This is a genomic window from Streptomyces sp. NPDC002566 (assembly GCF_042889585.1).
GTDB lineage: Bacteria > Actinomycetota > Actinomycetes > Streptomycetales > Streptomycetaceae > Streptomyces.
In genome coordinates, this window is sequence record NZ_JBIARD010000004.1 from 75,737 (window position 1) to 95,996 (window position 20,260).

The window sequence follows — 20,260 nt, forward strand, 5'->3', positions numbered from 1 at the left end:
TCGAGAGTGTGGGTGGCGCTCACGGCGTCGCCTTGCGGGCCGTGGCGAAGCGGGGGCGGTTGTTGAGGTCGGGGTGGTCGGCCGCGTCGGCCCAGCCCCGCTCCTCGGCGAAGATCCACGGCACCTGGCCGCCCTGGGTGTCGGCGTGCTCGATGACGACGACGCCGCCGGGGCGCAGGAGCCGGTGCGCGGTGCGTTCGATGCCCCGGATGAGGTCGAGTCCGTCCTCGCCGGAGAACAGGGCGAGGTCGGGGTCGTAGTCCCGGGCCTCGGGGGCGACGTACTCCCATTCGGTGAGCGGGATGTACGGCGGGTTGGAGATGACCAGGTCGACCTGGCCGTCGAGGTCGGGGAAGGCGTCGAGGGCGTTGCCCTGGCGCAGGTCGACGCGGGACCCCTCGACGTTCTTGCGGGTCCACACCAGGGCGTCCTCGGACAGCTCCACGGCGTGCACGCCGGCGCGCGGCACCTCCTGGGCGAGGGCGAGCGCGATGGCGCCGGAGCCGGTGCACAGGTCGACGATGCACGGTTCGACGACGTCCATGGCGCGCACGGCGTCTATGGCCCACCCGACGACGGACTCGGTCTCCGGGCGGGGCACGAACACCCCTGGCCCGACCTGGAGTTCCAGGTAACGGAAGTAGGCCCGCCCGGTGATGTGCTGGAGCGGCTCGCGCTGTTCGCGCCGGGCGATGACCTCCCAGTACCGGGCGTCGAAGTCGGAGTCCTGCACGGTGTGGAGCGCGCCGCGCTTCACACCGTGCACGAACGCGGCGAGTTCCTCGGCGTCGGTGCGCGGCGAGGGCACGCCGGCGTCGGCCAGCCGCTGAGTGGCCTGAGCTACCTCAGCGAGCAGCAGACTGCGGGGGCTCGGGGGTCGCCCCCCAATGGATCGCTGCACGCTCGTCCTCCGTGTCGTCCTCGTGCGTGGGTGCCTCTTACGCGTTACGCGGCCGCGAGCTTGGCGGCGGAGTCCGCGTCGACGCAGGCCTGGATCACCGCGTCGAGCTCGCCGTCCAGGACCTGGTCCAGGTTGTAGGCCTTGAAGCCGACCCGGTGGTCGGAGATGCGGTTCTCCGGGAAGTTGTACGTGCGGATCTTCTCGGAGCGGTCGACGGTGCGGACCTGGCTGCGGCGGGCGTCCGCGGCCTCCCGTTCCGCCTCCTCCTGCGCGGCCGCCAGCAGCCTGGAACGCAGGATGCGCATCGCCTGCTCCTTGTTCTGCAGCTGGCTCTTCTCGTTCTGGCAGGAGGCGACGACGCCGGTGGGGATGTGCGTGATGCGCACGGCGGAGTCGGTGGTGTTGACGGACTGGCCGCCGGGCCCGGAGGAGCGGTAGACGTCGATGCGGAGGTCGTTGGGGTTGATCTCCACGTCGACCTCCTCCGCCTCGGGGGTGACCAGCACGCCGGCGGCGGAGGTGTGGATGCGGCCCTGGGACTCGGTCGCGGGGACGCGCTGCACGCGGTGCACGCCGCCCTCGTACTTCAGCCGGGCCCACACGCCCTGGCCGGGCTCGGTCTGACCGCGGGTCTTGACCGCCACCTGGACGTCCTTGTAGCCGCCGAGCTCGGACTCGGTGGCGTCGATGATCTCGGTCTTCCAGCCGACCCGTTCCGCGTAGCGCAGGTACATGCGCAGCAGGTCGCCGGCGAACAGGGCGGACTCGTCGCCGCCCGCTCCCGCCTTGATCTCCAGGATGACGTCCTTGTCGTCGCTGGGGTCGCGCGGGACGAGCAGCAGGCGGAGCTTGTCCGTCAGCTCCTCGCGCTGCTTCTCCAGCTCCTTGACCTCGGCGGCGAAGTCCGGGTCGTCGGCGGCGAGTTCGCGTGCGGTGTCGATGTCGTCGCCGGTCTGCTTCCAGGAGCGGAACGTGGCGACGATCGGGGTGAGCTCGGCGTAGCGCTTGTTCAGCTTGCGCGCGTTGGCCTGGTCGGCGTGGACCGACGGGTCGGCGAGCTTCGTCTCCAGGTCGGCGTGCTCACCGACGAGTTCCTCGACGGCCTCGAACATCTCTGGCTCCTGATACTGCGGACGGAAGGAAAGGCGGGTGACCAAAAACGCCGGTCCCGGCGCACCCCGCGGGGCGCGGCCGAGGACCGGCGAAATCGGGCTCGCTACTTCTTGGAGCCGGCGGCCTTGCCGAAGCGGGCCTCGAAGCGGGCCACACGGCCACCGGTGTCGAGGATCTTCTGCTTGCCCGTGTAGAACGGGTGGCACTCGGAGCAGACGTCGGCGCGGATGGTGCCGGCCTCGATCGTGCTACGCGTGGTGAACGACGCGCCGCAGGTGCAGCTGACCTGCGTCTCGACGTACGCGGGGTGGATGTCGCGCTTCAAGGTGTCTCCTAGGTTTCGGGAGGGCGCCGGGTCGCCGCCGCGGGATGCGGATGCGTGAACCGGAGCCGACGTACCAGTCTGCCAGGACTGGTGCCATCCCCCCAAACCGGAGGGGGCGCCGTTGTATTCCCGTGGCCGTCGACGGGGGCCGGGGAGGGCTCCCGGGTGACGGTCACGGGGTGGGGGTCACGGGGGTTGGGGTCACGGGGGTTGGGGTCACGGGGGTTGGGGTCACGGGGGTTGGGGTCACGGGGTGACGACGCCCGCCGCCTCGCCGCTGGCGTTGCCCTCGGTGGCCGCCCCGGGGATCGGCCGGTCGTCCTTGAGGGCCTTCCAGATCAACTGCGCCTTCTGCTTCTGCAGCAGGACGCGGTTGGGGTTCGCCGGGTCGTACTGCACCGGCGTGGTGACCATGTCCATGTTGCCCGCGCCGATGCCCTTGAGGCCCTCGGCGAAGGACATCAGGGAGTTCAGCGAGCCGAGGTCGGAGTCGGTGGTCACCGTCTTGGTGGCGGTGTCGGCGAGGTCGTACAGCCGGGTGCCGCCGGAGAAGAGGCCGATGTGCTTGACCTGCGCGACGAGCGCCTTGACGAAGGCCTGCTGGAGCTGGATGCGGCCGAGGTCCGAGCCGTCGCCCACGCCGTGCCGGGTGCGCACGAGGGCGAGGGCCTGCCGGCCGTCGAGCGTATGCCTGCCGGCCTTGAGGTTCAGGTGGCTGTCGGGGTCGTCGATGTCCTTCGTGGTGGTGATGCCGACGCCGCCGAGCTCGTCGATGAGCTTCTGGAAGCCGGAGAAGTCGACCTCCAGGTAGTGGTCCATACGGACGCCGGTCAGCGACTCGACCGTCTTCACCGCGCAGGACGCGCCGCCCGTGCTGTACGCCGAGTTGAACATCACGTCCCTGGCGGCGTCGTGCGCGCCGCCCTCGGCGTCGGTGCACGCGGGCCGGTCGACGAGGGTGTCGCGGGGTATGGAGACCACGCTGGCCTTCTTGTGCCCCTTGTAGACGTGCACGATCATCGCCGTGTCGGAGCGGGCGCTGCCGTCGTCCTCACCGCCGCCGAGCTTCCTGTTGGAGCCGGCGCGGGTGTCGGAGCCGAGGACGAGGATGTTCTCGGAGCCGTTGTCCGCCTTGTCGGGCCGGTCGGCGCCGAGGGCCTGGTCGATGTCGACGCTTTTGATGTTGCCGTTGAGCTTGAAGAACACGTATCCGGCGCCGGTGCCGCCGAGGACGGCGATGCCCGCGGCGGTCCAGGCCGCGACGACGAGGCCCTTGCGGCGGGCGCGCGGCTTGCGGCGGCGCCCCTTGCCTCTGGGGCGGGTGGCGGCGGCGTCCTGTGCGCCGGCCGCTCCCGGCGTGACGGGCTGCCCCGGTATGGCGGGATCCGGCGTGCTCTCGGCGGACATGCTCTCCTCGGTTCTCGTCCGGTTTCGGTTACCCCCTCGTCCGGCTCGGTCCGATCGGACCCTCACCGCACCATCGTCGCTCCGCCCGACCAGACGGCGAAACTCGGGAAAGGGTTGCACAACACCCGACACCGCCCCATACCACCGAACCCCGCAACCCGCACCCCGAGCCCCCCGCTCACCTGCACGTTTCCCGGGGGCCGCCACCCCGACCGCCCCCGGCCCCCTGTGGCAAACGTCTCACCCAAGGCAAAGGGCCGCCCCCCCCCCGGAAGGGGACGGCCCTGACCAGCCTGAGGGGCAACGCCCCTAAGGGGCGCGGGGAACTGCGCGACCAGCCACGACGCAGCCGCACCCGACGAACAAGGCAAAGGGCCGCCCCCACCCGGGGACGGCCCTGACTCACCTGAGGGTCCACGCCCTAAAGGGGCGCGAGGAACTGCGCGACCAGCCACCACGGCGCCGCGGTGAACCGACGACGAGAAGTGACCGCGCCTCCAGCGGAGCTTTAGTCCCCGTTACCCGGCGCAGGCGTCGTCTTCTGAATCTGCAGCAGGAACTCGGCGTTCGACTTCGTCTGCTTCATCTTGTCGAGCAGCAGCTCGATCGCCTGCTGCGAGTCGAGCGCGTGCAGCACCCGCCGCAGCTTCCAGACGATGCCCAGCTCCTCGCTGCCGAGCAGGATCTCCTCCTTGCGGGTGCCGGACGCGTCGACGTCCACCGCCGGGAAGATGCGCTTGTCGGCGAGCTTCCGGTCGAGCTTGAGCTCCATGTTGCCGGTGCCCTTGAACTCCTCGAAGATCACCTCGTCCATGCGGGACCCGGTGTCCACCAGCGCGGTGGCGAGGATGGTGAGCGAGCCGCCGTCCTCGATGTTGCGGGCCGCACCGAAGAAGCGCTTCGGCGGGTACAGCGCCGTCGAGTCGACACCACCGGAGAGGATGCGGCCGGAGGCGGGCGCGGCGAGGTTGTACGCACGGCCCAGACGGGTGATCGAGTCGAGCAGCACGACGACGTCGTGGCCCAGCTCGACGAGACGCTTGGCGCGCTCGATGGCGAGCTCGGCGACCGTGGTGTGGTCCTCGGCCGGGCGGTCGAAGGTCGAGGAGATGACCTCGCCCTTCACCGACCGCTGCATGTCGGTGACCTCTTCCGGACGCTCGTCGACGAGGACGACCATCAGGTGGCACTCGGGGTTGTTGTGGGTGATCGCGTTGGCGACCGCCTGCATGATCATGGTCTTGCCGGTCTTCGGCGGGGCCACGATCAGACCGCGCTGGCCCTTGCCGATGGGCGAGACGAGGTCGATGATCCGCGTGGTGAGGACGCCCGGGTCGGTCTCCAGACGGAGGCGGTCCTGCGGGTACAGCGGGGTCAGCTTGTTGAACTCCGGGCGTCCACGGCCGTGTTCGGGGGCCATGCCGTTGACCGAGTCGAGCCGCACCAGCGCGTTGAACTTCTCGCGGCGCTCGCCTTCCTTCGGCTGACGCACGGCGCCGGTGAGGTGGTCGCCCTTGCGCAGGCCGTTCTTGCGGACCTGGGCGAGGGAGACGTACACGTCGTTGGGGCCGGGCAGGTAGCCCGAGGTGCGGATGAAGGCGTAGTTGTCGAGGATGTCCAGGATGCCCGCGACGGGGATCAGGACGTCGTCGTCGGCGATCTGCGGCTCGGGGCCGCTCATCTCGTCACGGCCGCGACGGCCCCGGCGGTCGCGGTAGCGGCCGCGGCGACCGCGCCGGCCGCCCTCGAAGTCGTCGTCGTCCTGCGGGCCGTTGTCGCGCTGCTGGCGGTCCTGACGGCCGCCGCCCTGCTGCTGGCCGCCCTGCTGCTGGCCGCGGTCGCGCTGACCGCCCTGGCCCTGCTGGTCGTCGCCCTTGCCGCGGCGGTCGCGGTCACGTCCGCGCTCACGGCGGTCGCGGCGGCGGCCCTCGCCGTCGTCGCCCTTGGCGTCGCCCTGCGGCTGGCCCTGGTCGTTCTGCGCCGGGGCGGGCGCCTCGGTCTTGGCCGCGCTCTTCGCCTCGGCCGTCACGGTCTCGGGGCTGCCCGCCTCGGCGGTGGCGCGGCGGCGACGGCGCTCGGTGGGCGCGTCGGCTCCGGCCGGCTGGCCGGGGATCTCGATCTGCTGCTGGGCCACGGCCTTCTCGGCGGGGGCCTCGGCCTGGGCGGCGTCCGCCTTCTTCTCGGCGGGGGCCTCACCCGTACGGGCCTTGGAGGTGGCGCGGCGCTTGGGCTTGGTCTCGGCGGCGGCGTCGGCCTTCGCGGCCGGTGCGCCGGATCCTGCCTGCGCCTCCTTGATGACCTCGATCAGCTGGCTCTTGCGCATGCGCGCGGTGCCCCTGATGCCGAGGCCGGATGCGACCTGCTGCAGCTCGGCCAGCACCATGCCCTCGAGGCCGGTACCGCGGCGCCGCCGGGAGCCGGCACCGGTGGCAGGCGCGGAGGCGTCCGTGGCGGGCGCGGCAGCGGTCTCCTCGACACGTGCGCCCATCAGATCGGTGGTGTCGCTCACGAAGGGTCCTTCCCTGGAGCGGACGTCGGCCTGTCTGGCTCGGCGACCGGTTGTGCTGTCCGGCTTCGTGCCTTGATGTGGCGAAGCCGGGGCGGTGGTCCGCCTAAGCGGCGGAAGAGATTTCTGGTGATGGCGCTTCCTCGACGAGGCGTGACACGCGGTGTCACGCAGCCTGGTCGCACCGATTCCGGAGCGTGCCCGTCGGACCGCTCAGCGTCGCTGTACGGCGTACTGCCCAGGTACGACGTACGGAACGCAGTGCGGCGTGGGGAGCTCCCGGAAGAATGTCTGTCCCGGACGGGGACACGAAGCACCTCGCCATGGTGGGGTCGGGTGCAGACTTGAGGTTAACACTACCGGATCCAACAAACATTCCCCCTCTCGAAATCCGGCAACCACGCGTTACTGGAGGTCGCCGGTGGCAGCGAGCGGCAGAACGCTCGCTCCCTGCAGGTCGAGGACCAGCCTGTTCGCCGCCCATTCCCGGCCGGCCAGGGCCTCGACCTTGTCGGCCGTCGCCACGTCGGCCAGCGCCATCACGGTGGGTCCGGCGCCGGAGATCACGGCGGGGATCCCGTCGGCGCGCAGCCGCTCCACCAGCGCGGCGCTCTCCGGCATCGCCGGCGCGCGGTACTCCTGGTGGAGGCGGTCCTCGGTGGCGGGCAGCAGCAGCTCGGGTCGCCTGGTCAGCGCCTCGACGAGCAGGGCGGCGCGGCCCGCGTTGGCGGCGGCGTCGACATGCGGCACGGTGCGCGGGAGCAGTCCGCGCGCGGTCTCGGTCAACACCGGTTTGCCGGGCACGAAAACCACCGGAACGATGGAATCGTCGGGCTCCATCCTGATGGCGCGGGCGGCGCCGGCCTCCATCCAGGAGAGCGTGAACCCGCCGAGCAGACAGGCGGCGACGTTGTCGGGGTGGCCCTCGATCTCGGTGGCGAGCTCCAGGAGGGCGGTGTCGTCGAGCTTGTTCTCGCCGCCTATGGTCACCGCCCGGGCGGCGACGATGCCGGCGCAGATGGCGGCGGAGGAGGAGCCGAGGCCCCGGCCGTGCGGGATGCGGTTGGCGCAGACGATCTCCAGGCCGCGCGGCTGGCCGCCCAGGATGTCGAAGGCGGTGCGCAGGGAGCGGACGAGGAGGTGCCGCTCGTCGCGCGGCAGGGTCTCGCTGCCCTCACCCGCGATGTCGATGTGCAGCCCTGAGTCGGCCACCCGGACCACGACGTCGTCGTAGAGCCCCAGCGCGAGGCCCAGGGCGTCGAAGCCCGGGCCGATGTTGGCGCTGGTGGCGGGGACGCGCACCCGGACGGCGGCGGCGCGGAACGCTGGACCGGCCATCGCTCGTTGACTCTCCTTGAGCTGCGTGATGGTCGAATGACATTCGATGACGATTCGATGACGTACGAAGACCCTCGGGCCGACGGCACGGCGCGGCGCCGTTGCCGGCCGCACGACGCGATATGCGAAGGCATATGCGGTAGGCGGGTTCGCTACAGCCTATCGAAGGAAGGTTCTGCGGCGACATAGGGCGCACAGGAGGCGCACGATGCGTGTCGCAAGCCCCTCGTGCACCCCCGACGGGGGTAACCCCCTGCGGCCCGGCCGCGATCGGCCGGGAGTGCACCTCGCGACGCCGGTCCGCGGCCGGACCGGCGGGCGTCGGTGCCCGCCGGCCGGGACGCGGAACGCCGGTCAGGCCAGGCCGAGGCGGGCGGCCGCCACCACGGCGTCGACCGGGACGGCGGCCGGCTGCGGGGCGCCGGCCACGGCCCAGTCGGGGTCCTTCAGGCCGTTGCCGGTGACGGTGCACACGATCCGCTGCCCCGGGTCGACCTTGCCCTGCTCGGCCGCCTTGAGCAGACCGGCCACGGACGCGGCCGACGCGGGCTCCACGAAGACGCCCTCCTGCGCGGCCAACAGCCGGTAGGCGCGCAGGATCTCACGGTCCGTCACCTCGTCGATGAGGCCGCCGGACTCGTCCCGCGCCGCCAGCGCGAACTTCCAGGAGGCGGGGTTGCCGATCCGGATCGCGGTCGCGATGGTCGCCGGGTCCTTGACGATCTCGCCGCGCACGATCGGCGCGCTGCCAGAGGCCTGGAACCCCCACATCCGGGGTTTCTTTCCGGCCACGCCGTCGGCGGCGTACTCCTGGTACCCCTTCCAGTACGCGGTGATGTTGCCCGCGTTGCCGACCGGCAGGACGTGGATGTCGGGGGCGTCGCCCAGCATGTCGACGATCTCGAACGCGGCCGTCTTCTGACCCTCGATACGCACCGGGTTGACCGAATTGACCAGCGCCACCGGGTAGTTGTCGCTCAGCGCGCGGGCCAGCGTGAGGCAGTCGTCGAAGTTGCCGTCGACCTGGAGGATCTTGGCGCCGTGGACGAGGGCCTGGCCCATCTTGCCGAGCGCGATCTTGCCCTGCGGCACGAGAACGGCCGAAACCATGCCGGCGCGCACGGCGTACGCCGCGGCGGAGGCGGACGTGTTGCCCGTGGAGGCGCAGATGACCGCCTTCGCGCCCTCCTCCTTGGCCCGGGTGATGGCCATGGTCATGCCGCGGTCCTTGAAGGACCCGGTGGGGTTGGCGCCCTCCACCTTGAGGTGGACCTCGCAGCCGGTGCGCTCGGAGAGCACCTGCGCGGGCACGAGCGGCGTGCCGCCCTCGCGGAGCGTCACGGCGACCGTGCTGTCGGACACCGGCAGCCGGTCCCGGTACTCCTCGATGATTCCGCGCCACTGGTGGGTCATTGCTGGTTACTCTCCTTCAACCCGCATGATGCTGGCGACACCCCGCACGGTGTCGAGCTTGCGCAGCGCCTCGACGGTCCCGGTGAGGGAGGCGTCGGAGGCCCGGTGGGTGACGACGACGAGGGAGGCCTCACCGTCTTTGCCCTGCTGACGAACCGTATCGATCGATACGCCGTGTTCCGCGAACACGGTCGCCACCTGGGCGAGAACACCCGGTTTGTCCGCGACGTCGAGGCTGATGTGGTAGCGGGTGACCACGTCCCCCATCGGCGACACGGGCAGGGCGGCGTACGCCGACTCGCCGGGCCCCGTCGCCCCGCTGAGCCGGTTGCGGCAGACGGCGACGAGGTCGCCGAGCACGGCTGAGGCGGTGGGCGAACCGCCCGCGCCGGGGCCGTAGAACATGAGCTGGCCGGCCGCGTCGGACTCCACGAACACGGCGTTGTACGCGCCGCGCACGGAGGCGAGCGGGTGGCTCAGCGGAATCATGGCGGGGTGCACGCGCGCCGTGACGGAACCCCCGTCGGCGGCCCGCTCGCAGATGGCGAGCAGCTTGATGGTGCAGCCCATCTCCTTGGCGGAGGCGAAGTCGGCCGCGGTGACCTCGGCCATGCCCTCGCGGTAGACGTCGTCGAAACGCACCCGCGTGTGGAAGGCGATGCCGGCGAGGATGGCGGCCTTGGCGGCGGCGTCGAAGCCCTCGACGTCGGCGGTCGGGTCGGCCTCGGCGTACCCGAGCGCGGTCGCCTCGTCGAGGGCCTCCTGGTAGCCCGCCCCCGTGGTGTCCATCTTGTCGAGGATGAAGTTGGTCGTGCCGTTGACGATCCCCATCACCCGGTTGATCTTGTCGCCGGCGAGGGACTCGCGCAGCGGGCGGATCAGCGGGATGGCGCCGGCGACGGCGGCCTCGTAGTAGAGGTCCCGGCCGTGCTCCTCGGCGGCCGCGTGCAGGGCGGCGCCGTCCTGGGCGAGGAGCGCCTTGTTCGCGGAGACGACGGAGGCGCCGTGCTCGAAGGCGGTGGTGATGAGGGTGCGGGCGGGCTCGATGCCCCCGATGACCTCGATGACGACGTCGATGTCCCCGCGTTTGACGAGGGCGGTGGCGTCGGTGGTGACGAGGGCCGGGTCGATGCCCTCGCGCACCCGGGACGGCCGCCGCACGGCGACGCCCGCGAGCTCCACCGGGGCGCCGATCCGGGCCGTGAGGTCGTCGGCGTGCGTCGTCATGATGCGCGCCACCTCTGAGCCGACCACTCCACAGCCCAGCAGCGCCACCTTCAGCGGACGCGTACGCATCATCCGACCTCGTTTCCTCTTACCGTCTTCGGTTGGACCAGTCTCACCCACCGAACCGGACTTTCTGGCCAGGGTCCGGATCGTGAGACGTTTATTTCATTTTCTCGGCGGTGGCGGACAGGAGATCTTCCGCCCGGGCGCGGGCGTCTCTCACCCCACGCCTGGCCTTGCTCACTCAAGGCCTGGCCTTTCTCACCCGACGTCGAGCCGCAGGAGATCCTCCTCGGTCTCCCGCCGCACGATGAGCCGGGCCTGGCCGTCCGCGACGGCGACCACCGGCGGCCGGGGCACGTGGTTGTAGTTGCTGGCCATCGACCGGCAGTACGCGCCCGTGGCCGGCACGGCGATCAGGTCACCCGGTGCCAGGTCCGCCGGGAGGAAGGCGTCCTTCACCACGATGTCACCGCTCTCGCAGTGCTTTCCGACCACGCGCGCCAGCATCGGCGCGGCGTCGGACGTGCGCGACACCAGGGCGACGCTGTACTCCGCGTCGTACAGCGCCGTACGGATGTTGTCGGACATGCCCCCGTCGACGGAGACGTAGGTGCGCAGCCCGTCGAGCGGCTTGACGGTGCCGACCTCGTAGAGCGTGAAGGCGGTGGGCCCGACGACGGCGCGGCCCGGCTCGACGGAGATGCGCGGCGTGCGCAGCTTGGCGGCATCGCACTCACGGGTGACGATCTCGGTCAGCGCCTTGGCGATCTCGTGCGGCTCGCGGGGGTCGTCGTCACTCGTGTACGCGATCCCGAGGCCGCCTCCGAGGTCGATCTCGGGCAGTTCGACCCCGTGCTCGTCCCGGACGTCCTTCAGCAGGCCGACCACCCGGTGCGCGGCGACCTCGAACCCGGACATGTCGAAGATCTGCGAGCCGATGTGGCTGTGGATGCCGATGAGTTCGATCCCGTCGAGCTGGAGGGCCCGACGTACGGCCTCGGCGGCCTGGCCGCCCGCGAGCGGGATGCCGAACTTCTGGTCCTCGTGTGCGGTGGCGATGAACTCGTGGGTGTGGGCCTCGACGCCGACGGTGATCCGGATCTGCACACGCTGCCGCTTGCCGAGCGACTGCGCGATGTGCGCGACCCGCACGATCTCCTGGAAGGAGTCGAGCACGATCCGCCCGACCCCCTCGCGCACGGCCCTCTCGATCTCTCCGACGGACTTGTTGTTGCCGTGGAAGGCGATGCGCTCGGCGGGCATGCCGGCGGACAGCGCGGTGGCGAGCTCGCCGCCCGAGCACACGTCGAGGTTGAGCCCTTCCTCGTGCAGCCACCGCACGACGGCACGCGACAGGAACGCCTTGCCGGCGTAGAAGACGTCGGCGTCGGTCCCGAAGGCGCTGCGCCATGCCCGGGCGCGGGCCCGGAAGTCGGCCTCGTCGAGGATGTAGGCGGGGGTGCCGTGCTGCTCGGCGAGCGTCTTCACGTCGACCCCGCCGACGGTGACGACGCCCTGGGCGTCCCGGCTGACGGTCTGGGCCCACACCTTCGGGTCGAGGGCGTTGAGGTCGGCGGGCGGGGCGGAGTAGTGGCCCTCGGGATAGACGTCGGCGTGACGGGGCCCGGCGGGGTGTGCGGAACGGCTCATCTTGGGAGTGCTCTTTCGGGGCGAGTCGCGGTGTGAACGTTGACCGGGGCTGGTCGGGGTTCTGTGGCTCAGAGGTGATCGGGAGCGTCGATGCCGAGGAGGGTGAGGCCACCGGCGAGCACCGTCCCGACGGCTTCGGCGAGCGCGAGCCGGGCGCGGTGGGCGGCCGTGGGTTTCTCGTCCCCGCTGGGGAGGACGGTGGCGAAGAAGGGGAGCGCGGTGTCGGCGAGGTCGAGGAGATACCTGGTGAGGCGGGAAGGCGCGCCGATGCCGTCCGGGTGCGGAAGGGAGGCGGCGGTGCCGAGGACGCGGGGGTAGTCCGCGAGGAGGGTGAGGAGGGGGTGGGCGCCGGGGGTGTCGGCGGGGTGGGGGGTGCGGCCGTCGGCGGGGCGGGGGGCTTGGCCGTCGGCGGGGCGGGTGCCGGGGGTGTCGGCGGGCTGGGGGGTGTGGACGTCGGCGGCGAAGCCGAGGGCGCGGGCGTTGCGCCGGAGGGCGCGGGCGCGGGCGTGGGCGTACCGGACGCGGAAGAGGGGGTTCGCCTCGCGCTGGACGAGGTGGTCGGCGGTGATGCGGGGCCGGTCGTGCGGGGCGGGGTGCAGCAGGGCCCAGCGGGCGGCGTCGAGTCCGAGGGGGGCGGGGTCCTCCGGCGAGGGCACGGGCCGCAGGTTCACGGGCTCCCGGTGCAGTACGTCGACGCGGCCGCCCTGGGTCGCGACGATCCGCCCGAGGGCGTCGGCGAGAACCTCGGCACGCACCTCGTAGGGCACGCGCAGCTCGAAGACCCGCCCGGCGAGGGCGTCGGTGTGCCCGTACCGCAGTCCCTCGTCCAGGACGCGGCGCACCAGTTCCCCGAGGCCGGCGGAGACGGCGGCGGGATCGAGGCTGATGTTGAGGAACCCGGGCCCGGTGATCTCGACGTCGACGACGCCGGCGGCGTCGGACAGGTAGCCCTGGAGCACTTCGGCGACGCGAAGGGGAGGCTGCCCGGCGGGGCGGGCGAGTTGGAGGGCGACGTTGGTCGCGTAGTCCCCGCATCCTCCGGGCCCGGGCGGCGCGACGACGACCCGCGAGGGGACGTCCACGCTGATCTCACCGGCGTCCACGGCACGGCGCACCGCGTGCACGACGGTGCGGGAGAGCTCGACGGGGGTCACGGCACAAGCGTAGGGGAGGAGCGGGGTGGGGAGGCGAGCGGCCGGGGCCGGGGGTCCGGGATATGGACGGCGCCGCACACGGGTCGCCGCCGGCAGGGTCCGCTCAGGCGGACCGCTCCCGCCCCGGAGGACGGGGCACCCGCTCTAACCTGCCCTCTCTCCCCTCGATCAGCTTCCTCACGACGGCGATGAGTTCAGCGGGCTCGAAGGGCTTGCCGAGGAAGGCGTCGACGCCGACGTCGAGACCGGCGTCGACCTCGTAGGGCGTGCAGGCGCTGATGATGGCGAGGGGAAGGTCGCGGGTGAGCGGATCGGCACGGAGCCGGGCGGCGGTGCGGAGCCCGTCCAGCCGGGGCATGACGACATCGAGGGTCACGAGGTCGGGCCGCACCTGATGAACGACTTCCAGACACTCGGCACCGTCGGACGCGGTCACGACCTCGAGGCCCTCCAGCTCGAGATTGACCCTGATCAGCTGCCGGATGACCTTGCTGTCATCGACCACAAGCACCCGGCCCGACGCGCCTGACACAACTCGAGAGTAGGTCGACACCGGCCACCGCGTCCGGGTTTTCCCCACTTCCACCCCACGCCCCCGAAACCCGTTCCTGATCACCCCGACCGAGCTGGTAGTGTTCTACCCGTCGCCGCGAGCAACGCGACGAACACGCCCCCGTAGCTCAGGGGATAGAGCAACGGCCTCCGGAGCCGTGTGCGCAGGTTCGAATCCTGCCGGGGGCACCTTGGATTAGGTGCCCAAAGACCCCGTCACCAGCGGAAACGCTGAGGCCGGGGTCTTCGCGTATGTGCAGCCATGTGCGACCCGGAGCGGGTGTATGTCGGGGTCCGTGGACGAGGCGTGGACGGGATCTTGAGGCATTCCCGCAGGTGGCGCAGCGCATCGAAGTCGAGCAGCCGCGCTGCTCGCTATCGTCGTCCCGGTAGTAGACGGCGTCGAGGGTGGGAAGACTGACGACCGCCGCCGGCGGGCAAATGACCGGACGAGGTGGGGGATCTCGTGGACGTGACCACGCTTGCAGCTGCGCTCATCGGCGTCGGAGGAACGTTGGGTGGAACCCTGGGTGGGGCATTGCTCAGCCAGCGCGTCACCCGGGAGCAGAACCAGCGCGCCGATCGTGAACGGGCAGAGGACCGCCACGACCGAGCGCAGGAAGCCAGGCGGGATCTCTATGCCCGTTTGAATACCACGGCTCGCGCTTACCGGGTCGCTGCCCGAGACGCAGTCCTAGCGGCCGAGCGCGGTGAAAGCGCTGAACCAGCAGTCCTCGATGCCGCGAAGGAAGCCTGGGCAGAGCAATACTCCTTGGCTCAGATGGCTCTACCGAAGGACGTCAACGAGATCGCCTCTTCCCTCAATAGGGCGCTCGGAGTCGGGTACACCGTGGTGAAGCAATTGGCGAGCAGCCCTGCCCCAGACAGGTCGTACAACCGGGCCAAAGATTGGTTCAGCGGCCCCCTGTCCGACGGGGTGTATCTGCTGCGGGTCACCCTGCGTCATGACCTCGGCGTCGAGGTCGAGCCTGACTTCGAGCACACACGTACTCAAATGCTCGCTGTGCTCAATAGCGAGCGAAGGAGCCTCGAGCGCCTACTCTCCTCCGAACAGGCCCAAGCCGCGCGGCCTGCATAGGCGGGTTAACGACGAGGCTCCCGAGGCATTCGGGAGCGTCGGAGACGCCCACGTGCTCAAACCTTTGGTGTCGCCGTCGGCGGGAACTGGCGCCAGGCCTGTCGATGGCGAGCGACGCTGTACACCTGCTCGACCTGTTCGGCCGTCAGCACCCCGGAGAGCGGCGCCAGTGCCGCCACCTGACGCTCCTGGTACACGCGCACGCTGAGCTGTGTGGCAACCACCTTCACATCGGTCACGCCGACGAAGACGAGCACGGGCTCCACCGGGACAGGAAAGCCGCAATAGTGCTCAAGCACTCGAGCTACCCGCTTCGCTTCCGCCCGGCTCTTGCGCGCGTAGGGCGCTGGCTTTCCATGATTGACCTTCACGGAATCGTCGCCGACCCACACAGCCTTTTTGTGGTGGTGCTTGGTGTTGATGCTGAACACGCCGCCGGGTCCGACCAGCAAGTGATCGACGTCCACCTTGTCGGCCAGGGGGATGGAATGCAGGACCCGCCAGCCGTGACTCGCCAAACGGTTCAGCTCGGCTCCCACTCGCCTCTCCCCCGCCAGCCCCTTGCGCCAGGAATCCCCCTCTGTGCGACGACGCAAGAGCTTTGAGACGAGCCGCTCAGTCAGACCCACGCCGGATTTGTCGAGCAGGTCCCGGAGAGACTCACCAGGACGGTTGGTGGACAGGTCGTCGGCCGACGTCAAAGGCGGAAGCATCGGGCGCGCTTCAACCTCAGGGGCCCTCTGTGGCATGACCGACTCGGAGTTGTTCCGTAAGTGGCGTGTCAGCACGGCAACCACGTCATCGCGGTACTCGGCGACCAGGACCGTAACGTGCCCCGTCCTGATATCCGCCCAGCCGACCGCGGTGCCATCCGGCAGGTTCGCGTACAGGCGATCCTGTCCGAACCGCTTCCAGCGCCTCACCCTCAACTCCACGAGCCCCCCTCGTCCGCTCTCGGCTCGAAGCATCGCAGCAGGTAGCGCTCAAAACGAGAGAGGCCCCGGACAAGATGCCCGGGGCCTCGGTGGGGGGTGGGTGCAGGGGGTCTCACTCGTACTAGTGCCGCATCAGGCAACGTTTGCCCTGTCGACGACGGTCCGTAGGCGCCGGTCGTCGGTGTTGCGGTTCCGCCAGATGATGTAGCGGCGGATCATGCTGCCCTGCTCCTTGTGGGTGGCGTGGTCGGTGCCGTCGAGGGTGAAGTAGCGCCGGGCGGTGAACTGGGCCTCGATGCGGTTGAGCCAGGAGGAGTTGGTCGGTGTGTAGGCGATCTCGACATTGTTTGCCGCCGCCCAGGTGCCCACCCGTTGGCACTTCTTCGTGGTCAGGTGCGGGGAGAAGTTGTCGCACACGATCGCGATCCGCACGGTCGGAGGATAGAGCGTGCGCGGGTAGCGGCAGAATTCCAGGAACTGGGTGCGCCTCTTGATGGGCTTGATGTGGCCGTAGAGCTTGTCCTTGGCCAGGTCCAGGGCGGCGAACAGGTGTCGCACGCCGCCGTAGCGGTTGTAGGTGGCCCGGCGTCTACGGCGAGGTTCACGGCCTTGATCCTTGTGCCTGCCGCCGCGTTCGGCCCACTGCCGTCCAGGGTGCGGCATCAGGTTGAGCGGCCCGAACTCGTCCATGCAGAAGATGACTTCGGGCTCGCCCTCCTCGGGTATGACCTCGCCGTCGGCGATCGCGTAGAGGTGTTCGACGCGGGCCTTCTTGGCCGCGTAGTCGGGGTCACGGGAGGTCTTCCAGGTCTTCAGGCGTTGAAAGGAGACGCCTTCCTCGCGGAGCAGGATGAGCAGGCCCTCGTGGCTGATGTCGTCGACCACCCCCTCGGCGACCAGGAAATCCGCCAGCTTGGACAGACTCCAGGTGGAAAACGGCAGGTCGTGCTCGACGGGTTTGGACTTGGCGATCTTCTTGATCTCGCGGCGCTCGGGCAGGGTGAACGTCTTCGGCCGACCGCCCTTGTATTTCGGGTAGAGCGAGTCGAAGCCGTCGGCGTTGAAGTTGTGGATCACATCGCGAACCCGGTCGGCGCTGGTGAAGGTCACCCCGGCGATCTTCGCCACCGGCATGCCCTGCGCGGACAGCAGTACCATCTGGGCCCGCCGCCAGGTCACCACCGATCCAGTGCTCCTGCGGATGATCCGCAGTAACCGCTGGCCCTCGGCATCGGCGATCTCTCGGACCTGTACGCGTATCGCCATCAGCACGGAGTGGCCGCCCCCTGCCACCCGGTACAGCACCCGGACGGCGCGTCACATCACAACAGGCCAAACGTTCGCTGTTACAACACGCGGCCGCTCTGCCGGAACCGTGCACCACGCCGCCGCGTCTATCACGGGCATGGGCGAGAGAACCGCGGAACGGGCCACGGGTATGAACCCGAAGACTGAGGGCGGCGCCGGATGCCTACTCGCCGGCCTCGGTGCGACAGCCGCGCCGCTTGTCTGGGCACCGCGCGCCGCGGTCAGTATCGACGGAGGATTCGAGGGCCATGCCCGCGATCTGAGCGTACTCTTCATCGACCTGCCGCTCATCGTGCTCGGCGGCGCACTGGTTCCGCTCTTCGCCTGGGCGTTGGCCACCAGATGGGTGAACCGCTCCTGGGTCGCGGCACTCGTAGCCTTGGCCACGCTCGCGCTCGCGGTGTGGGGGCTCACCGAGTGGTGGACCCCCCGCCGGCAGCCGGACCCCGGTTACGGACCTGGGATCTGACCACGGCGTCCGCACATCGCAGCGCGACCAGCAGCCCCAGGATCACAACATCCCCGCGCCGTCGACTAAAGGGCAAATGTTGCCTGATGCGGCACTAGCGCAGGAGGTCCTCGATACGCCGGTTAGCGACGTCCTGTTCGGGCGGGGCCGTTTCATGCTCTGCCGTCCAGCCATGGGCGAGAAGCGTGCCGCCGAGGAAGGCGACCGCGGGCCACCCGGCGAGAAGGATCCGCAGCCAGGCCGGCACGGCGTCCAGGTCGAGCAGTCCGGCCGTGGCGACGTTGGGCCCGAGCGACGCGATCAGCGCGACGAGAACAAGCACCACCCGGCCGCCTTCGACCCACCGGAGCGCAGTCGTCGCCAGGCCGCCACCAACAGCAGGCCGACGGAGATCGCGGAGGAAATTGCGGAAGCCTCGACTGAGCTTCACCTGATGATTTGCGATCAGCTTTCAATGTAGGTGAAGGCACTCCCACGGCAGACCAGTGGTCGACCCTAAGATGCCTGCGGGGCGCCCGAGGATGGCCGACGATGACAGTCAGCGCAGCGCGTAACGCCAGCCCGTGTTGATGTAGCCCTTACTCTCACGCGAGACACGCCGAATGGAGTCCTCAGATGCCTGAATGGGGATTTCATAGTGAGTATCGCGATGCTTGACTTTGAAAGTGAGTTCTTCCGCAGCGAACTGCGCCAGCAATTCATCTTGGGTCCACAGGTCCGCACCGCGCGTGATGGCAGCACCTAGGATCAACATGTCATTCAGGCTGTTTCGGAAGTCAGCTTTGAGGTTGAATCCGCGTGCGATCAGACGCTTCAAGAGACCAAAGGCGATGGGGACACATTCCGCCCCGACCGGGACACAGCCGACTCGCTGTCCGGCGAGGAAGGTGAACTTACCTACCAGCTCCTTGCGTTCACGCTTCGGCAGATGGTTTACCGACTCGCTAAATATGACCCGGTTGGCGCTGTCTAGCAGATGAGATATGCCGAGGTGTCCATACTCCACCACGGACGGGAATTCGTTATTGAAGTCCATGATGAGCTTATCCGTAGCTCGCTTGAACAGCGGCCTATCGCTCGGCCTATCCCCGTGAATCTTCCGTTGAGTTATGTAAGCCTCCCTTGCCGCTGGGCTTAACGTGTGCGGCGGCGGGGTGAAGTACCGAGCTTCACCCGTCGCCACGTTTCGCACTCGCAGGAATTCGTGTGCGACCGTAGAAGCGACAGAGAAGCCCGACAGGCCTTCTCCAGCTATCGAGGATCCTTTAAATACATAGGAAACAATTTGCGTGTCAACGATGATTGTCAAGTGCCCGTTCCTCAGTCTGCAGGTGCCCCAGCGCGCACTCGACGAGAGTAAGTCCAAGTGATGGCAGAACGCAGCCAGTTGAGCCCTCAAGCGGGGAGGACACCGATGATCGCGGCGAGGACGGCTCCGACGATGGCGAGAACACCTGCGATGATCGCCGCGCGAATCTGAGCTGGCCGCTTGTTGTGGTTCGGTGCCATTGACGTCCCTTCTCAGGGCAGTTGACGCCGGTCGCAGTTTCCCCGACGCGGGACACCATCAAGATGGTTCCACTCAAACCAGTGCAAATAGGAGGATTACGTCAAATGTTGAAGTGGGGTGCATGCAACGGCCGGTGGTGATCCGCCAGCGCGCGCCAAGGTGTAGCCAGGTCGCTACGCCACCGTCAGCGGGGTGACTGCAAGGGGAAATCGAGGCTGGTGCGTGCCCTCGCATGTCTGTAGGCCGCGAACTATCTGTGGACTCGTCTACTTGGCCTTCCACGCGCAGGACCGTGACCTGGTGCGTTGTCCGGCCACCAAGGGTCCTCCGGAGCCGAGTGCGCAGGTTCGAATCCTGCCGTGGGCATGAGGTGCCCAAAGACCCCGCCACCAGCGGGAACGCTGAAGCCGGGGTCTTCGTGTATGTGCAGGTGGGACAGCGGAACGGCCGTAAGCGGATCACCAAGTGGGTGGGGTCAGCACATCACCCTGGCCGGAGGCGCGAACGGCGAGGCCGTGGGGAGTTCCAGGGGCTCGGATGCTGTGGGGGGGGGGCGCACTGTTCCTTGATCAACGCTCTGGTTACGGGCCACCGCATCGCCTACTCCGCCGGCGCACAAGAGGCAGAGTGCCGTGAATCCCGCCGCACAGGGAGGATGAACGGTAGGATTAGTGGCATGAGTGAGCCTACCGGCAAGTACTCGATCACCATGCCTCGTGACATCGCCGAAGCCGCCAAGGCCCGCAGCGGACCCTCCGGGCTGTCCGCCTATGTGGCCGCGGCCGTGGCCCGTCAGATCGAACGGGACAACCTCAACGAGCTGATCCAGGTGGCCGAGGCCGAGCACGGGCCCATCACGGACGAAGAGATCCAGTCCCTGCGGGAGCAGCTCCACCAGGCACGCGAGAAGCAGACGCAGGGCGGAGCGAGCGCAGCGTGAGCCGTTCCGTCGCCACCCCCGGCGGCACCCTGGTCCTCGACAGCGAAGGGCTGGCCAAGGCTGTCCTGCGTGACCGCACAGTGACCGGCTGGCTTGCCCTGGCACGCGCCGATGATCTGCGGGTGATCACTTCGGCAGCCACCCTCGTAGAAGTGGTTCATCCTCGGATCAACCGCCCGGCCCTGGAGTGGACTCTTTCCCGCCTGGTGGTCGAACCGGTCACCGAGCCGATTGCCCGGCACGCCGCAGCCCTCCTCGCCGACGCCGGCCTGCACGGGCACAAGTACGCCGTCGACGCCATGCTCAGCGCCACCGCCCTCACCGCACCCGGCCCCGTCACGGTCCTCACCTCCGATCCTGAGGACATCGCCGCTCTGTGCGGCGGGCGCGCCACGGTGATCAAGGTCTGA

General features: G+C 69.4%; 19 protein-coding genes and 1 tRNA gene. 5 read left to right on the forward strand and 15 right to left on the reverse strand.

Annotated elements, in window-relative coordinates; all coding sequences use genetic code 11:
• Positions 1-19: 19 nt before the first annotated feature.
• From prmC to ACFYXA_RS17585, 11 genes are all read right to left on the reverse strand, one after another.
• Positions 20-859 (reverse strand): peptide chain release factor N(5)-glutamine methyltransferase, encoded by an 840-nt coding sequence (gene prmC / locus ACFYXA_RS17535; RefSeq protein WP_352249325.1) that lies wholly within the window; start codon positions 857-859, stop codon positions 20-22.
• Positions 860-945: 86 nt separating this feature from the next.
• On the reverse strand, positions 946-2,013 hold the full coding sequence (gene prfA / locus ACFYXA_RS17540) for a peptide chain release factor 1 (protein ID WP_351098986.1): 1,068 nt from the start codon (positions 2,011-2,013) through the stop codon (positions 946-948).
• A 104-nt stretch (positions 2,014-2,117) separates the two neighbouring features.
• Positions 2,118-2,339 (reverse strand): 50S ribosomal protein L31, encoded by a 222-nt coding sequence (rpmE, locus tag ACFYXA_RS17545; RefSeq protein ID WP_189942647.1) that lies wholly within the window; start codon positions 2,337-2,339, stop codon positions 2,118-2,120.
• Positions 2,340-2,585: 246 nt separating this feature from the next.
• Entirely contained in the window at positions 2,586-3,746 is a 1,161-nt protein-coding gene (locus ACFYXA_RS17550; protein WP_389033579.1) for an LCP family protein, read from the reverse strand.
• 508 nt (positions 3,747-4,254) lie between these two features.
• Positions 4,255-6,255, reverse strand: a complete 2,001-nt coding sequence (rho, locus tag ACFYXA_RS17555) for a transcription termination factor Rho (RefSeq protein WP_352249258.1) — start codon at positions 6,253-6,255, stop codon at positions 4,255-4,257.
• 402 nt (positions 6,256-6,657) lie between these two features.
• Complete coding sequence (gene thrB, locus ACFYXA_RS17560; protein WP_352249260.1) at positions 6,658-7,590, reverse strand: homoserine kinase; 933 nt, start codon at positions 7,588-7,590, stop codon at positions 6,658-6,660.
• A 354-nt stretch (positions 7,591-7,944) separates the two neighbouring features.
• A complete protein-coding gene (thrC, locus tag ACFYXA_RS17565; RefSeq protein ID WP_352249262.1) occupies positions 7,945-9,003 on the reverse strand; it encodes a threonine synthase in 1,059 nt (352 codons plus the stop codon).
• Between the two features lie 6 nt (positions 9,004-9,009).
• Positions 9,010-10,302, reverse strand: coding sequence for a homoserine dehydrogenase (locus tag ACFYXA_RS17570; protein WP_165430471.1), 1,293 nt, complete (start codon positions 10,300-10,302; stop codon positions 9,010-9,012).
• A 189-nt stretch (positions 10,303-10,491) separates the two neighbouring features.
• Positions 10,492-11,883, reverse strand: a complete 1,392-nt coding sequence (gene lysA, locus ACFYXA_RS17575; RefSeq protein ID WP_352249265.1) for a diaminopimelate decarboxylase — start codon at positions 11,881-11,883, stop codon at positions 10,492-10,494.
• Positions 11,884-11,951: 68 nt separating this feature from the next.
• Positions 11,952-13,037 carry an ArgS-related anticodon-binding protein NrtL gene (gene nrtL, locus ACFYXA_RS17580; RefSeq protein ID WP_389033586.1) on the reverse strand — a complete coding sequence of 362 codons (1,086 nt, stop codon included), beginning with the start codon at positions 13,035-13,037 and terminating at the stop codon, positions 11,952-11,954.
• A gap of 103 nt (positions 13,038-13,140) precedes the next feature.
• Complete coding sequence (locus ACFYXA_RS17585) at positions 13,141-13,617, reverse strand: response regulator (protein WP_389033589.1); 477 nt, start codon at positions 13,615-13,617, stop codon at positions 13,141-13,143.
• 89 nt (positions 13,618-13,706) lie between these two features.
• On the opposite strand from ACFYXA_RS17585, the gene ACFYXA_RS17590 reads away from it, so the two are divergent.
• Positions 13,707-13,778, forward strand: a tRNA-Arg gene (locus tag ACFYXA_RS17590).
• A 277-nt stretch (positions 13,779-14,055) separates the two neighbouring features.
• Positions 14,056-14,688, forward strand: a complete 633-nt coding sequence (locus ACFYXA_RS17595) for a hypothetical protein (protein WP_389033591.1) — start codon at positions 14,056-14,058, stop codon at positions 14,686-14,688.
• 56 nt (positions 14,689-14,744) lie between these two features.
• Here the strand turns inward: ACFYXA_RS17595 and ACFYXA_RS17600 are convergent, their stop codons facing one another.
• Positions 14,745-15,656, reverse strand: a complete 912-nt coding sequence (locus ACFYXA_RS17600; RefSeq protein ID WP_389033594.1) for a nuclease-related domain-containing protein — start codon at positions 15,654-15,656, stop codon at positions 14,745-14,747.
• Positions 15,657-15,755: 99 nt separating this feature from the next.
• Positions 15,756-16,889 (reverse strand): IS630 family transposase, encoded by a 1,134-nt coding sequence (locus ACFYXA_RS17605; RefSeq protein WP_389033597.1) that lies wholly within the window; start codon positions 16,887-16,889, stop codon positions 15,756-15,758.
• Between the two features lie 109 nt (positions 16,890-16,998).
• Here ACFYXA_RS17605 and ACFYXA_RS17610 point away from each other — a divergent pair, with 109 nt between their 5' ends.
• Positions 16,999-17,400: a hypothetical protein gene (locus tag ACFYXA_RS17610; protein ID WP_358940290.1), complete on the forward strand. Its 402-nt coding sequence runs from the start codon at positions 16,999-17,001 to the stop codon at positions 17,398-17,400.
• A gap of 94 nt (positions 17,401-17,494) precedes the next feature.
• Here the strand turns inward: ACFYXA_RS17610 and ACFYXA_RS17615 are convergent, their stop codons facing one another.
• A complete protein-coding gene (locus ACFYXA_RS17615; protein WP_389033600.1) occupies positions 17,495-17,725 on the reverse strand; it encodes a hypothetical protein in 231 nt (76 codons plus the stop codon).
• Between the two features lie 213 nt (positions 17,726-17,938).
• Positions 17,939-18,436, reverse strand: a complete 498-nt coding sequence (locus ACFYXA_RS17620) for a hypothetical protein (protein WP_389033604.1) — start codon at positions 18,434-18,436, stop codon at positions 17,939-17,941.
• 1,150 nt (positions 18,437-19,586) lie between these two features.
• Between ACFYXA_RS17620 and ACFYXA_RS17625 the strand changes: the two genes are divergently transcribed.
• Together ACFYXA_RS17625 and ACFYXA_RS17630 are read left to right on the forward strand one after the other, a co-directional pair.
• Entirely contained in the window at positions 19,587-19,850 is a 264-nt protein-coding gene (locus ACFYXA_RS17625) for a CopG family transcriptional regulator (RefSeq protein WP_389033607.1), read from the forward strand.
• Complete coding sequence (locus ACFYXA_RS17630) at positions 19,847-20,260, forward strand: PIN domain-containing protein (protein ID WP_389033610.1); 414 nt, start codon at positions 19,847-19,849, stop codon at positions 20,258-20,260. Before ACFYXA_RS17625 ends, ACFYXA_RS17630 begins: the two co-directional genes overlap by 4 nt.

Excerpts from the sequence above, each read along its gene's own strand:
- prfA (WP_351098986.1), bottom strand. The coding sequence starts at position 2,013 with ATGTTCGAGGCCGTCGAGGAACTCGTCGGTGAGCACGCCGACCTGGAG.
- ACFYXA_RS17550 (WP_389033579.1), bottom strand. The coding sequence starts at position 3,746 with ATGTCCGCCGAGAGCACGCCGGATCCCGCCATACCGGGGCAGCCCGTC.
- thrB (WP_352249260.1), bottom strand. The coding sequence starts at position 7,590 with ATGGCCGGTCCAGCGTTCCGCGCCGCCGCCGTCCGGGTGCGCGTCCCC.
- thrC (WP_352249262.1), bottom strand. The coding sequence starts at position 9,003 with ATGACCCACCAGTGGCGCGGAATCATCGAGGAGTACCGGGACCGGCTG.
- ACFYXA_RS17570 (WP_165430471.1), bottom strand. The coding sequence starts at position 10,302 with ATGATGCGTACGCGTCCGCTGAAGGTGGCGCTGCTGGGCTGTGGAGTG.
- lysA (WP_352249265.1), bottom strand. The coding sequence starts at position 11,883 with ATGAGCCGTTCCGCACACCCCGCCGGGCCCCGTCACGCCGACGTCTAT.
- ACFYXA_RS17600 (WP_389033594.1), bottom strand. The coding sequence starts at position 15,656 with ATGCTTCGAGCCGAGAGCGGACGAGGGGGGCTCGTGGAGTTGAGGGTG.
- ACFYXA_RS17605 (WP_389033597.1), bottom strand. The coding sequence starts at position 16,889 with ATGGCGATACGCGTACAGGTCCGAGAGATCGCCGATGCCGAGGGCCAG.
- ACFYXA_RS17620 (WP_389033604.1), bottom strand. The coding sequence starts at position 18,436 with ATGGACTTCAATAACGAATTCCCGTCCGTGGTGGAGTATGGACACCTC.
- ACFYXA_RS17625 (WP_389033607.1), top strand. The coding sequence starts at position 19,587 with ATGAGTGAGCCTACCGGCAAGTACTCGATCACCATGCCTCGTGACATC.